We start from the raw sequence: 13,684 nt of genomic DNA on the forward strand, positions 1-13,684 counted from the left end.
ACCTCTCAGCCCCGGCGTACGACGGTGTGGCGCGGCGCCTCGTCCACGGTCAGGGTGAAGATGTCCGGCCGCGCGTAGTGCCCGACCGAATCGAAGTCGAAGTACCCCCGGTCCAGCTCGGCCAGATCCAGCTCCGCGAGCAGGACGCCTTCCTCGCCGCGGAGTGGGCCGGCCAGGATCGCGCCCAGCGGGGCGATGATCGTGCTGCCGCCGTTGATGAGAACGGTGTCGCCATCGGTCAGGTATTGGTTCGCGCTGATGACGAAGCATCGGCCTTCGAGCGCGATGTGACGCATGGTTGCCTGCCACTGGTCGCGGTCGTCGACCGTGGGCGCGCACCAGATCTGCACACCCTTGGCGTACATCGACTGCCGGAAGAGCGGCATGTAGTTCTCCCAGCAGATCGCCGCCCCGAGAACGCCGAGGTCTGTCGCGATGGCAGGCATCGTCGAGCCGTCGCCCTGCCCCCACAGGTACCGCTCGGCCGCGGTCGGCATCAGCTTCCGGTGGTGCGCCACCAACCCGTCTCGCGGGTCGACGAACACGGCCGTGCAATAGAGCGTCCCGCCGTCGCGTTCGATCACCCCGGCGACCAGATGCACGTCGAGCTCGGTCGCCAGTTGGGCCAGCCGCGCGGTCTCCGGCCCGTGCAGTTGTACGGCGGACTCGCGGTACCGCCGGAACAGCTCGCGCCCCTCGGCAGATCGCGACCCGACGGTGATCCCGAAGTCGGCGCCTTTCGGGTAGCCACCGAGGAACGCCTCCGGCAGCACGACCAACCGAGCGCCGGCCGCAGCAGCCTCCCGGATGTACTGCTCCGCCTTCACGAGCGTCGCGGGCGTGTCGAAGAGCGTGGATCCGGCTTGGACCGCAGCAACCACCACAGATGCCATGCTCCGCAGCGTACGACGACGGTACGGTGAACCATGCTGGATCATGTGTCGCTGCAGTGCGACGATCTCGGTGCCGCTCGGGAGTTCTACGAGACGGTGCTGGCGCCGCTCGGGATCACCGTGAACATGGATTTCGGTGATGTGCTCGGGATGTCGGGCACGGACGGCTAGGTGCCGAGGTGCTGCATGAGCCGAAGGAGTGGCCGCAGTATCACCCGGGGTACTACGCGGTGTTCATGCGCGATCCTGATGGCAACAACGTCGAGGTCGTTTCTCACAGTTGACGGAGGTCTGCGGTGGCGCGGATGGGCGGGGACGAGCTCCTCGAGTACTGCCTGGGGAAGCCCGGTGCGTGGCAGGACGAGCCGTGGGACGGGGACGTGGTCGCGAAGGTGGGCGACAAGATCTTCGCGTTCCTCGGCAGCGGGGACAGCGGCGGAGTCGGGCTGAAGTGCGGCGCCAATCGGGAGGAGGCCGACGAGTTGGTGGACACCTACCCGGACGACGTCAGCAAGATGGCGTACATCGGCCGCTCGGGGTGGAACACCGTGCGGCTCGGGGGAGCGGTGCCCGACGACGAGATCCTCGAGCTGATCGACACGTCGTACGAGACGATCGTCGGGAAGTTGCCGAAGAGCAAGCGTCCTGCAGTCGGCGGCTGATCACTCGCTGCAACTATTCCCTGAACCGAATGTGATCATTTCGACGGTCCGACACGGTCCCGGGGATTTGGAGACTGAGACGTTCACCCGTCACAATGATGGTGGAGAAGGGGAGTATTCCTTCGCGGCGGCATCGTCATCACGGTCAAGGGCTTGTGCCCCGCGCCCGGTGCCCTCGGCTGGACTCACTGACTGAGTGCAGCGGAAGAGACCTTCGGAGTCGATATTTCATCTGAGCTCCGGAGGATTCTGTGCACGTAGCTGACTACGTTTGGTACATCACCGTCGGCGTGCTGCTCGCGCTGTTGGCCTTCGACGTTTTCGTCATCGGCCGTCGCCCGCACGAGCCGAGCACCCGTGAGTCGGCGACCGCGATCGCGTTCTATGTCGGTCTCGCGGTGGTCTTCGGCCTCGGCGTCTGGTTCTTCTCCGGCGGGCAGTACGCCGGGGAGTTCTTCGCCGGCTGGCTCACCGAGTACAGCCTGAGCGTCGACAACCTGTTCATCTTCCTGATCATCATGAGCAGATTCGCGGTGCCGAGGAAGTACCAGCAGACCGCGCTGCTGGTCGGCATCATCCTGGCGCTGGTGTTCCGCGGCATCTTCATCGCGGTCGGCGCGGCCGCGATCAACCAGTTCTCGTGGATCTTCTACATCTTCGGCGCGTTCCTGGTCTACACGGCGATCCACCTGGCCAAGCAGGGTGAGAACGACGATGACGACTTCAAGGAGAACGCGGTCATCCGGTTCGCGAAGAAGCGGCTGAACGCGACGGACGAGTACAACGGCGTGAAGCTCACGCTGAAGAAGAACGGCAAGCGGCTGGTCACGCCGATGGCGATCGTGATCATTGCCCTCGGCACCACTGATCTTTTGTTCGCGCTGGACTCGATTCCGGCGATCTACGGGCTGACGCAAGAGCCGTTCCTGGTGTTCACGGCGAACGTGTTCGCGCTGATGGGGTTGCGGCAGCTGTACTTCCTGCTCGGGGATCTGCTGAAGCGGCTGGTGTATCTGTCGCTTGGTCTGTCGGTGGTGCTTGCGTTCATCGGCGTCAAGCTGGTGTTGCACGCGATGCACGTGAACGAGTTGCCGTTCATCAACGGCGGTCACCACATCGACTGGGCACCGGAGATCCCGATCTGGTTCTCGCTCGGCTTCATCATCATCACGCTCGGCATCACCACGATCCTGAGCCTGCGCAAGTCGCGCACAGTCGCGGCCGAGGTCGAGACGACGGACGAGCAGCCGGAGCTGCACCACAAAGAGTCCTGAAACACGTACGTCGCCCCGGATCGGAGTCGATCCGGGGCGACGTACGTCTCCTCAGAAGCGGGCGGCCGTTACCAGCGTTGCTCGGCGGTCGTCGGTTAGGGGGCCGTCTTCTAGGCGTTTGCCGGTTTCGGAGGCGTGGAGCATGCCTGCTTCGGAGACGAAGCCGACGTGGTGGATCTGTTTGCCGGGGCGGCCGAAGAAGTACAGGTCGCCGGGGCGGGCCTCGTCGATCGGGATGTTCGGGAGCGTGTCCGCCTGGTCGTGCGCGTCGCGCGGCGTACGCATCCCGAGCACTCGGCTGACCGTGTGGATCAACCCGGAGCAGTCGAGCCCGTGCGCCGACGTACCGCCCCACAGGTACTCCAGCCCGAGGAAGAGCTCACCAAGCCGCAGCCGATCCTCAGGTCCCGACGGCTCTACCGCGGACCGCAGTACGCCGTCCGCGAGCCAGCCGGTCCCACCGTCCGGTGTCGCGACCCGCGTGTACCCGTCGGCCTGCTCTACCGACGCCAGCACGGTCGCGAACGACAGCTCCGCCAGCGGACGACCACCAGGCTCGGCCAGCAGCGCCGCAGTCGGTACGGCGATCGCAACCGGGTCGGTCGCGCTCTGCGGCAGTTCACCCAGGTGGCTCGATGGGATCCAGCCCGGGTACCCCAGCTCGTCCTGCGACGACGGCTGCCACGGCGCAAGGATCTCGGACCAGCCATCGCGTTCAGTACGCACCAGCACGGGCTCGGCGAACAGCAGCTGGGTCAGCGCCCGTCCGTGCAGACCGAGTCGAGTTTCGGTGTCCATCGACTTGGCCCAGGCGGCCACGTCGGGTTGTTCGGCGGTCGCCGGTGCGTCGATGTCACGTGGCGCGTCCGGCGCGGTCCAGACCGTGCTGATCGGGACCTTGGTAGCGGCTAACTTCATGCGGTCAAGCCTGTCACGCCGAGTCCAGGAGCAGAAGGCAGGTGGATCAGCGAGCCGTCGTACCGGATCCCGCCGGTCACCGGCGCCTCCCGCAGCCACCAGGCGGCGTCCAGGTCGTTGACCGTTGTCGTCGGGTACGCCGACACCAGCGCGGCCGCCGCGCCGACGCCCACGTGGCTCTCCATCATGCAGCCGACGATCGCGCCCAGCCTGTGCTCGCGAGCCAGCTCGAGCAGCGTCCGCGCCGGCGCCAACCCGCCACACTTCGCCAGCTTCACGTTCACCAGGTCGGCCGCACCCTGCCGGATCACAGCAACCAGATCGCGTACGCCGTACACGGACTCGTCGGCGAGGATCGGCGTACTGACCCGGTCGGTCACCCACGCCATCCCGTCCAGGTCCGCCGCGGCGACCGGCTGCTCGACCAGCTCGATCGCGCACCCGGCGTCCTCCAGCGCCCGGATCACCGTGACCGCATCGCGCCGCGTCCAACCCTGGTTGGCATCCAGCCGCAACCGCGGCTCCGGCCCGATCGCATCACGCACCCGCCGGACCCGCTCGATGTCGCCGACCGCATCCGTGCCGACCTTGATCTTGAGTACGTCGAACCCGTCCGCGACCCGATCCCGCCCCGCAGCCGCCAGCGCCGACGCATCGCCGACCGACAACGTCACATCGGTCCGTACGACGTCAACCGTCGACCCGAGGAACCCGTGCAGCGTCTGACCCCGCCGCCGCGCAGCCAGGTCGTGCAGCGCAACGTCGACCGCATCCTTCGCGCCGAAGTTGCCGACCGCCGCACCCTGTACCCGGCGCAGCGCCTCGGTCAGATCGTCCGGACCGAGCCCGTCCAACGCGGTCGTGATCGGGCCCTCGATACACGCCTCCGACCCGGCGAGCGAGTCGCCGGTCACCTTCCACACCTGCGGTGCCTCGCCCCAGCCGCTCAGCTCGCCATCACTCACCTCGACGAGGAGCGACTCGACATGCGTCGCCGTACGCAACGCTGTGATGAACGGGGTGTGCAGCGGCGCCGACACCCGATGAGTCGTGATCTTCACCGCACCGCTCCGAGGTCGTGTCTGTTGTTCCAACCTTCCAGGGCGATGCCGGCGATCAGCTTCTGCGCGTCGACATCCGGTAGATCCGAGGTGGTGCAGACGACGAGCACGAACGGGTCCGCGTCGTCCGGCCGCATGATGCCACCGTCGTGCCGGATCCGCGTGTCCCAGCCGTTCTTGTGCTCGACCCGCGTACCGCTTGGCAGCAGCGCCGGGATCTCCCCGTTCCACTGGTTGCCGGCCAGCAGGTCGCGCAGGTAGTCGCCGGAGGCACCTTTCTGGTTGCCGACCGCAACGAGTACGCCGGCGAGTCCGGCCGGGCTCATCAGGTTGCTGATCCCGGCGCGCTGCGCGGGACCGTCGTCGATACCGCGCTGGATCTTGGAGGCGGGCGAGGGCGAGCTGGGTAGCGTCGCCTCGCTCAGGGCGGTGTGGGCCGCGGGGATCCCGACCTGTTCGAGCACGAGGTCGGTCGCCAGGTTGCTGGAGCGGGTGATCATCTCGGTCGCGAGCCAGCCGAGCGGCACCTCGGCGCCCAGCTTCTCCCAGGTCGCCGGCGCCTCGTCCTCGTCCGCGTTCACGGCGAACCGGCCGCTGCCCGCCGACGCGAAGTCGTTGTGCACGGTCACCGGCTGGTCGAGCGCCAGCTCACCCGACTCGACCTTGCGCATCATCGCCATCGCCACCGGCAGCTTCATCGTGCTGGCCGAGTAGTGCGGCCGCTCCGCCTCGTGCTCGAACACCGGTACGCCGTCCAGCCGGCCGAGCCACACCCCGAACTCCCCGCTCCCGTCGACCCCCTGGAGCAGCTCCGCGATTCCCATGCCGTCACCCAATCACAAGCAACCACCTGGCAGACTGCTGAGGGTGCGCCTGACCAACCCCCTCGACACCCGCCCGGGCGCGCCGCGAGCTGTGGGGGCCCGTCGGCCCGCCGCGAGCGCTAGGTCCCACGCGGGTCTATCGCGGGCTCTGGGGATTCTTGTGGGGTTCGCCGCCGATCGTCTGCTCGGCGATCCCCGCCGGTTCCACCCGGTTGCCGGCTTCGGCCAGACCGCGGCCCGGGTCGAGCGCCGCCTGTACGCCGACTCGCGCCCCGCCGGAACCGCCCACACAGCGATCCTCGTCGGCTCCGCCACGCTCCTGGGCCTCGCGATCGAGCGAGGGACCCGCAAGCATCCGATGCTCCACACAGCAGCCACCGCCGCGGCAACGTGGACCGTGCTCGGCGCCCGCAGCCTCGAACGCGAAGCCGAGACGATGGCCGCGCATCTCGAGGAGAAGGACATCCCGGCCGCCCGCGACCGCCTCAGCCACCTGTGCGCCCGCGACGCCACCGACCTGGAGGCGGACGAGCTGGCCCGCGCAACGGTCGAGTCGATCGCCGAGAACACCTCGGACGCGTGCGTCGCACCACTCCTGTGGGGCGGAGTCCTCGGCATTCCCGGCCTCCTCGGCTACCGAGCGGCGAACACCTTGGACGCGATGTTCGGTTACAGGTCACCGAAGTACCAGAACTTCGGCTGGGCGTCGGCACGCCTGGACGACGTACTCAACCTGGTGCCGGCCCGCGTCTGCGCGGTGCTGACCGGCGTCGCAGCCGGCAGACCACGTGAGGCAACAGCTGTCTGGAAACGGGACGCGGCCAAGCATCCGAGTCCGAACGCCGGTCCGGTCGAGGCGGCGTTCGCCGGTGCGCTCGACCTCACGCTTGGTGGCACGAACAACTACGGCAGCTACCAGGAGGACCGCGGCACGCTGGGTGATGGGCCTACTCCGGCTGTCGCGGACGTCCGGAGGACGGCCGCGCTGGCGCGCCGGGTCGGCATGGCGGCAGCGGGCGTCGCCGCCCTCGCCGCCCTCCTGAGTCGGCCACCGCGCCGGGCCGGCCGGCATGAGGAGAGGGTGTAGATGGGACTGAGCCACCGGCCGATGCGGATTGTGCTGATTCGGCATGGGGAGTCCGAGGCGAATCTGGACAAGACGGTGTACGAGCGCATCCCGGATCACGCCGTACCGCTGACGCCGCACGGGCACGAGCAGGCGGTGAAGGCGGGTAAGGACCTGCGGGAGCTGTTCGAGAACGAGCCGGTGCGCGTGTACGTCTCGCCGTACCTGCGGGCGCGGCAGACGCTGGAGTCGCTCGGGCTGGACGACCTGATCGAGCTCCCGCGCGAGGAGCCGCGGCTGCGTGAGCAGGACTGGGCCAACCTCCAGGACACCGCGGACATCGAACGGCAGGAGAAGCTGCGCGACTCGTTCGGGCACTTCTTCTACCGGTTCACCCAGGGCGAGTCGGGTGCGGACGTGTACGACCGGGTGTCGACGTTCCTGGAGACTATGCACCGCGACTTCGAGCAGCCGGACGCACCGCGGAACGTGCTGCTGGTCTCGCACGGGCTGACGATGCGGTTGTTCTGCACGCGCTGGTTCCACTGGTCGGTCCGGTTCTTCGAGTCGCTGCGCAATCCGGGTAACGCCGAAACACGCGTCCTGCTGCGGCAACCCGATTTCCGGTACAAGCTGGACCGGCCGTTCGAACAGTGGACGCCTTACGAACCGACGGAACGGGAGCGATCGGCATGGTTGTAGCGCAGACGCGGGACACGGTCCTCGAACTGCTGGCGAGCCTGTCGCCGGCCCAGCTCGAGAAGATCCGCGCTCCGTTCGACATTCCGGACCACCAGCAGTGGACGTACCTGCCGGGGGCCGTACCCGGGCTGGCACTGACCGAGCTGAATCCGACCCAGCAGAAGCTGGTCGAGCGGCTGGTCGCGACCGGTTGCAGCGACCGGGGTGCGGCCGATGTCTGGGCGGTGCTGGACGCGGAGGTCGTCGTACGCGAACTGCCGGACCTGCCGCCGTCGGGGGAGTGGGAGGGCGCGACCGTCGCCGACCGGTACTTCCTCCGGGTGCTCGGCGACCCGAACGGGACCGATCCGTGGGCCTGGCGGCTGAACGGGCACCACCTCGCGCTGCACGTCACGCTCGTCGACGGCGCGATCGCGTTCACCCCGCAGTTCCTCGGGTCGAACCCGGCCGAGGTTCGCAGCGGTCCGAAGGCCGGGCGACGGTTCCTGGCCGCCGAACAGGACCTCGGCTTCCAGCTCCTGCACGCGCTCGAGCCAGGTCAGCTCGCCACAGCCCTGGTCGCGGACGAGGCGCCGGACGACATCCTGACCCGTCATGACCCGGTCGCCGACGCGTCGCTCCTGCACCGCGGCCTGGCGTACGGCGACATGAACGAGGACCAGCGCCAGCTCCTCAGCCTCCTCATCGGCCAGTACGTCGGACGCGCCGCCGGGCCGATCGGGCTGCAGACCTGGCAGGACATCACCGAGCGCGGTATCGAGCGGCTGACCTTCGCGTGGGCCGGCGAGACCGAGCCGGGCATCGGGCACCGGCACTACTACTCGATCGCCGGCCCGAGCTTCCTGGCCGAGTACGACAACACCCAGGACAACGCCAACCACATCCACTCGGTCTGGCGCGACCTCCGCAACGACTGGGGCACAGACCTCCTCGCCGCGCACTACGCGATGCACCGCTGACGCAGCACGCGGCGAGGAACACTCAGTGGTGCCGTGGCTGGAACTCGTGGCCGATCGTCCACGAGGCGGAGCGATGGCCGAGCTGGTTGGCGTCGGTCATCGCCTTCCGGAAGTGGAAGCCGAGCCAGATCCTGGCATTCATGGTCTCTGCATCCAGGGCCGCGGCGCTGTCGAAGTGCCGGGATGCCGTGGACACCAAGGCGGGTACGTCGAGGTTGAGCGACCGCGCGCCGAACAGGTAGCTGAAGGTGCCGGTTGCCGCGCCGGTGATGGAGGCGTGCCCGCTGACGTAGTCCGGATACGGCGGCGTCTGCAGCAGCGACATCCAGCTGGCGTCGGCTTCGGTGGCCGGGTTGCCGTCCGTGTCGGCCAGCCGGATGGCCGTGATCGGGCGCCAGTAGGCGTAGTCGTACTTGGCTCGCCAGCAGGCGATCAGCGCATCGGCGACGCTCGTGCTGAGCAGGGCGAACGCGCGGGCACTGTCGACGATGTCCATCCCTCGCGCGGTGACCTGGCCCCGGAGTGCCGTCTGGTACTGCAGCACGGCGTTCGCGTTCCAGAAGACCGCGGTCTCGGTCTGTGCCGGGGTTCGGGCGGATCCGACCAGCGCACCCATCGACTTCACCTCGGCGAAGTCCCGGGCATAGGCCTTGGACGTGATCCGATAGGGGCCGGGAAGCCGGAACTGGGTGGGTGACCGGAGCGCCAGCGGTACGACGAATCCGAGCCACGGGGCGAGCATCGGTGCGAGGGCGTCGGGTGTCGGGCGCCAAACTCCCGGCGCGGGTGTCACCGTCAGCTGGATGTTCGCGCCTCGGCCGTCGTTGGCCCGCGCCTGGATCAGCGTCTGCGCCGCGTGCCGGCCGACCTCGGTTCCCCGGGTCTTCGCGCGACCGTCCGGGATGGTGCCGAGCGAGGCGGCGTAGTCGGTGGCGAGGTTCGTGGCCGAGGCCGGGAAGTAGTACCGCAGCACCTCGTACGCTGCGGTCGCGGCCGCCGCCTCGGAGGACGCCCTGGCGCGGACCTTCGGTTGCTTGAGGTACGGCTCGTAGCGGCCCTCGATCGCGACCACCGCGTCGTACACGGCCAGCGACACGAAGCCGAAGTACAGGCTGCCGACCGGGACCGGGGTGGCGTTCTCCGCGTAGATCGTCCGGCCGGCGATGGTGTTCCACTGGGTGATTACCGCCGGGCCCGCCCGGACGCCGCCGGCCTGACTCGGCGCGGCGACGAGGGCAGGTGTGACGAGGCCGATCGTCAGCACGACGACCAGGAGTCTCCAGGCCTTCAAGCGCATGATTGTCTCCTTCGGCTCAGGTAGATCAGAACCGGCCTGCGCTGAAGAAGACGTTGCCGTACGACGCCGGAGGGCGTCCGCAGTACAAACCCTGTGATTCCGCCCTATACCAATGCGGTGCAGGGGTCAACGCGACAACGTGGGACGACTTCCACACCCGGTACGCCGCGGCCGTCGGCTAGAGTCTCGATCGTCATCGACGGCATCAGCAGGAACCCGGTGTGAATCCGGGACGGTCCCGCCACTGTGACCCGCAAGGGGAGTCAGGAACTGCCGCCGTCGTACCTCCGTTCGGGGCGTGGACACCCCGGGGAAGGAACTCCTCCGTGCTCCTTTTGCTCTCCACCGCCGACACCGACCTGCTCGCTGCCGCCGAGGCGGACGCCGGCTGGAAGGTCGCGAACCCGGCCCGCCTCGAGCTCGCCGAGCTCGGACCGCTGCTGGACGCCGCAGAGATCGTCGTCGTCCGGCTCCTCGGCGGTCGCCGCGCGTGGGAAGAGGGCCTCGACGCGGTTCTGGCATCCGGCAAACCGGCAGTGGTGGTCAGCGGCGAGGCAGCGCCGGACGCCGAGCTGATGTCCCTGTCGACCGTGCCCGCCGGTGCGGTCACCGAGGCGCTCGCGTACCTGCGCGAGGGCGGCGCGGACAACCTCCGCAACCTGGCCGGCTTCCTGCGGGACACGCTGCTGCTGACCGGCGACGAGTTCGAGCCGCCGCGCGCGCTCCCGGCGTACGGCCTGCGGGGTGCGTACGTCGAGGACGAGCGGCCCGTCGTCGGGATCGTGTACTACCGCGCGCACGAGATCTCCGGCAACACCGCCTTCGTCGACGCGCTCGCGGACGCGATCACAGAGGCTGGTGCCCAACCACTTCCGGTGTACTGCGGAACGCTGCGCGGGCTCGACCCGGCCGAGAACGTCGGGCTGTTCGACCTCCTGCGGAAATGCGACGTGCTCGTCACGACCCTGCTCGCGGCCGGTGGAGCCGTCGCTGCGAACGCGAGCGCGGGCGGTGCGGACGATGCCTGGGACGCCGGTGCGCTGGCGTCGCTCGACATCCCGTTGATCCAGGGGCTCGCGCTGACCTCGACCCGCGAGCAGTGGGCGGAGAGCGACGCCGCGCTCAGTCCGCTGGATGCGGCGACGCAAGTGGCGATCCCGGAGTTCGACGGGCGGCTGATCACGATCCCGTTCTCGTTCAAGTCGTACGACGCCAACGGGCTGGCCCGCTACGCGCCGGACGTCGAGCGGTGTGCGCGGCTGGCCGGGATCGCGGTGGCGCATGCCCGGTTGCGGCACGTGCCGGCGGCCGAGAAGCGGATCGCGCTGGTGCTGTCGTCGTACCCGACGAAGCACGCGCGGATCGGGAACGCGGTCGGTCTGGACACACCGGCTTCGGCCGTCGTCCTGCTCGGGCAGCTGGAAGCGGCCGGGTACGACCTCGGCGGGCTCGACCTCAGTGAGCTGCAGGGCGCGGACGGCGCCGACGGGCTGATCCACCGCTTGATCGCGGCCGGCGGGCACGACGTCGACTGGCTCACCGACGAGCAGCTCGCCAACGCTGTCGCGAAGATCCCGCTGTCCACCTACGCCACCTGGTTCGGGCGTACGCCGGAATCGTTGCAGACGGCAATGATCGAGTCGTGGGGCGAGGCGCCCGGAGAGTTGTACGTCGACACGTCGGGCGACGAGCCGGCGATCGCGCTGGCCGCCTTGCAGTTCGGGAACGTCGTGCTGATGATCCAGCCGCCGCGGGGGTTCGGCGAGAACCCGGTCGCGATCTACCACGATCCCGACATGGCGCCGTCGCACCACTACCTGGCGGCGTACCGCTGGCTGGAGTCGTCGCGCGACGAGGGCGGTTTCGGCGCGCAGGCCGTCGTACATCTGGGCAAGCACGGGACGCTGGAATGGCTGCCGGGCAAGGGGATCGGGATGGCGGCCGACAGCGCGCCGGACGCCGTACTCGGGAACCTGCCGATGGTGTACCCGTTCATCGTCAACGACCCGGGTGAAGGCACGCAGGCCAAGCGGCGGGCGCACGCGACGGTCGTGGATCATCTGGTGCCACCGATGGCACGGGCCGAGACGTACGGCGACATGGCCAAGCTCGAGTATCTGCTGGACGAGTACGCGACGGTGTCTGCGCTGGACCCGGAGAAGGTGCCGACGTTGCGGGCGCAGATCTGGACGCTGATCCAGGCGGCGCAATTGCACCACGATCTGCACACGTCGGAGAAGCCGGACGACGAGGAGTTCGACGAGTTCGTCCTGCACCTGGACGGATACCTGTGCGAGATCAAGGATGTGCAGATCCGCGACGGGTTGCACATCCTGGGTGGTGCGCCGGCTGGTGAAGCGCGGGTGAACCTGGTGCTCGCGGTACTGCGGGCCCGGCAGCTATGGGGTGGGTCGTACTCGATTCCCGGCCTCCGCACTGCACTCGGCGAGACCTTCGGGGTCGACGAGGCCGCGCTGCTTGCGAACCCTGGTCAGGCCGCGAACCTTGCCGAGCTTGCGACCCTCGCGGACCTACCCGCGGTCACCGGCGCGGACGGCGTCGACATCCTGGAAGCCGCCGCGCGCAAGCTTGTCGTCAGCATGGAGACGCTCAGCTGGGACGCCGCGAAGGTGCCGGTCGTCGTGACCGAGGTGCTCGGTCGGTCCTCGGACGCAGTCGCTGCATCGCTGACGTTTGCTGCAACCGAGGTGGTTCCGCGGCTAGCCCGGACCGGGGACGAGTTGGTCAACGTGGTGCGAGCGTTGGATGGACGGTTTGTCGAGGCGGGACCGTCTGGCTCGCCGACGCGCGGGCTCGTGAACGTGCTGCCGACCGGCCGCAACTTCTACGCCGTCGACCCGAAGGCGATTCCGAGCCGCAACGCCTGGGACGTCGGCGTCGCGCTTGCCGACTCGCTCCTCGCGCGGCATCAGACCGAGACGGGGGAGTACCCGCGGTCGGTCGGCCTGACGATCTGGGGTACGTCGGCCATGCGGACCCAGGGCGACGACCTCGCCGAGGTGCTCTGGCTGCTCGGCTGCCGACCGATCTGGGACGAGGCGTCGCGACGGGTGACGAGCTTCGAGGTGGTCGGGCTGGAGGAGCTCGGCCGGCCGCGGATCGATGTGACGATCCGGATCTCCGGGTTCTTCCGGGACGCGTTCCCGCACGTGGTCGCGCTGCTCGACGAAGCCGTGCGTACCGTTGCCGCCCTGGATGAGTCCGCCGAGGACAACTTCCTCAAGGCCCACGTCGACGCAGATGTTGCTGCGGGCAACGATATGCGTCAGTCGACGGCCCGGGTCTTCGGCTCCAAGCCCGGCTCGTACGGCGCCGGTCTGCTGCCGCTCGTCGACGCGCGCAACTGGCGCACCGACGCCGAGCTGGCCGAGGTGTACGCCGTCTGGGGCGGGTACGCGTACGGCAAGGACCTCGACGGCGCGGAGGCCCGCGGCTCGATGGAACGCGCGTACGCCCGGATCCAGGTCGCGGCGAAGAACGCGGACACGCGTGAGCACGACATCATGGACTCCGACGACTACTTCCAGTACCACGGCGGCATGATCGCGATGGTCCGCCACCTGACCGGTTCCAATCCGAAGGCGTACGTCGGCGACTCCGCCGTACCCGCACAGGCGAAGACGCGGACGCTGGAGGAAGAGGCGAAGCGGGTCTTCCGTGCCCGGGTGGTGAACCCGCGGTGGATGTCCGCGATGCGGCGGCACGGGTACAAGGGCGCCTTCGAGATGGCGGCGACGGTCGACTACCTCTTCGGGTACGACGCGACCGCGGGTGTGGTCGACGACTGGATGTACGAGACGCTGACAACGGAATACGTCAAAGATCCGGAGATGGCGGAGTTCTTCCGCAAGTCGAACCCGTGGGCGCGGCACGGTATCGCGGAGCGCCTGCTGGAGGCGGCTCAGCGCGGGCTGTGGGCGGAGCCGTCGGCCGAGGCGCTCGAGACGCTGCGGAACGCAGTCCTTGAGACGGAGGGTGACATCGAGGATCGCGGCTGATTGGGTGGA

General features: G+C 68.7%; 12 protein-coding genes and 1 riboswitch. Of the genes, 7 read left to right on the forward strand and 5 right to left on the reverse strand.

The window, feature by feature from the left end:
* Window positions 1–5: 5 nt before the first annotated feature.
* On the reverse strand, window positions 6–893 hold the full coding sequence (locus FDA38_RS15490) for a nitrilase-related carbon-nitrogen hydrolase (RefSeq protein WP_137254728.1): 888 nt from the start codon (window positions 891–893) through the stop codon (window positions 6–8).
* A 33-nt stretch (window positions 894–926) separates the two neighbouring features.
* Between FDA38_RS15490 and FDA38_RS42660 the strand changes: the two genes are divergently transcribed.
* The 3 genes from FDA38_RS42660 (at window position 927) to FDA38_RS15505 (ending at window position 2,829) form a co-directional block, all read left to right on the forward strand.
* Window positions 927–1,064 carry a VOC family protein gene (locus FDA38_RS42660; RefSeq protein WP_202877696.1) on the forward strand — a complete coding sequence of 46 codons (138 nt, stop codon included), beginning with the start codon at window positions 927–929 and terminating at the stop codon, window positions 1,062–1,064.
* A 134-nt stretch (window positions 1,065–1,198) separates the two neighbouring features.
* Entirely contained in the window at window positions 1,199–1,555 is a 357-nt protein-coding gene (locus tag FDA38_RS15500) for an MmcQ/YjbR family DNA-binding protein (RefSeq protein ID WP_137254729.1), read from the forward strand.
* Between the two features lie 251 nt (window positions 1,556–1,806).
* Window positions 1,807–2,829 (forward strand): TerC family protein, encoded by a 1,023-nt coding sequence (locus tag FDA38_RS15505; protein ID WP_137254730.1) that lies wholly within the window; start codon window positions 1,807–1,809, stop codon window positions 2,827–2,829.
* A 51-nt stretch (window positions 2,830–2,880) separates the two neighbouring features.
* Here FDA38_RS15505 and FDA38_RS15510 read toward each other — a convergent pair whose 3' ends face one another.
* Genes FDA38_RS15510 through FDA38_RS15520 form a run of 3 tightly spaced genes read right to left on the reverse strand, consistent with a single transcriptional unit; the run spans window position 2,881 to window position 5,632 of the window.
* Window positions 2,881–3,747, reverse strand: a complete 867-nt coding sequence (locus FDA38_RS15510) for a C40 family peptidase (protein ID WP_137254731.1) — start codon at window positions 3,745–3,747, stop codon at window positions 2,881–2,883.
* The gene (locus tag FDA38_RS15515; RefSeq protein WP_137254732.1) at window positions 3,744–4,808 is read right to left on the reverse strand and encodes a mandelate racemase/muconate lactonizing enzyme family protein; all 1,065 of its coding nucleotides are present in this window, start codon (window positions 4,806–4,808) and stop codon (window positions 3,744–3,746) included. Before FDA38_RS15515 ends, FDA38_RS15510 begins: the two co-directional genes overlap by 4 nt.
* Window positions 4,805–5,632 carry a serine hydrolase gene (locus FDA38_RS15520; RefSeq protein ID WP_137254733.1) on the reverse strand — a complete coding sequence of 276 codons (828 nt, stop codon included), beginning with the start codon at window positions 5,630–5,632 and terminating at the stop codon, window positions 4,805–4,807. The genes FDA38_RS15515 and FDA38_RS15520 overlap by 4 nt, the downstream gene beginning before the upstream one ends.
* Before the next feature lie 91 nt (window positions 5,633–5,723).
* On the opposite strand from FDA38_RS15520, the gene FDA38_RS15525 reads away from it, so the two are divergent.
* Genes FDA38_RS15525 through FDA38_RS15535 form a run of 3 tightly spaced genes read left to right on the forward strand, consistent with a single transcriptional unit; the run spans window position 5,724 to window position 8,359 of the window.
* Window positions 5,724–6,719 carry a cobalamin biosynthesis protein gene (locus FDA38_RS15525; RefSeq protein WP_267901757.1) on the forward strand — a complete coding sequence of 332 codons (996 nt, stop codon included), beginning with the start codon at window positions 5,724–5,726 and terminating at the stop codon, window positions 6,717–6,719.
* Complete coding sequence (locus tag FDA38_RS15530) at window positions 6,720–7,400, forward strand: histidine phosphatase family protein (protein WP_137254735.1); 681 nt, start codon at window positions 6,720–6,722, stop codon at window positions 7,398–7,400.
* A complete protein-coding gene (locus tag FDA38_RS15535; protein WP_137254736.1) occupies window positions 7,391–8,359 on the forward strand; it encodes a DUF3500 domain-containing protein in 969 nt (322 codons plus the stop codon). The genes FDA38_RS15530 and FDA38_RS15535 overlap by 10 nt, the downstream gene beginning before the upstream one ends.
* Before the next feature lie 22 nt (window positions 8,360–8,381).
* Here FDA38_RS15535 and FDA38_RS15540 read toward each other — a convergent pair whose 3' ends face one another.
* Window positions 8,382–9,656, reverse strand: coding sequence for a vanadium-dependent haloperoxidase (locus FDA38_RS15540; RefSeq protein WP_137254737.1), 1,275 nt, complete (start codon window positions 9,654–9,656; stop codon window positions 8,382–8,384).
* A gap of 152 nt (window positions 9,657–9,808) precedes the next feature.
* Window positions 9,809–9,948: riboswitch (cobalamin riboswitch) on the forward strand.
* Between the two features lie 34 nt (window positions 9,949–9,982).
* On the opposite strand from FDA38_RS15540, the gene cobN reads away from it, so the two are divergent.
* Window positions 9,983–13,675 (forward strand): cobaltochelatase subunit CobN, encoded by a 3,693-nt coding sequence (cobN, locus tag FDA38_RS15545; protein ID WP_170989746.1) that lies wholly within the window; start codon window positions 9,983–9,985, stop codon window positions 13,673–13,675.
* The last annotated feature ends 9 nt before the right edge of the window (window positions 13,676–13,684 follow it).

The organism is Kribbella jiaozuonensis (genome assembly GCF_005233875.1).
GTDB classification, from domain to species: domain Bacteria; phylum Actinomycetota; class Actinomycetes; order Propionibacteriales; family Kribbellaceae; genus Kribbella; species Kribbella jiaozuonensis.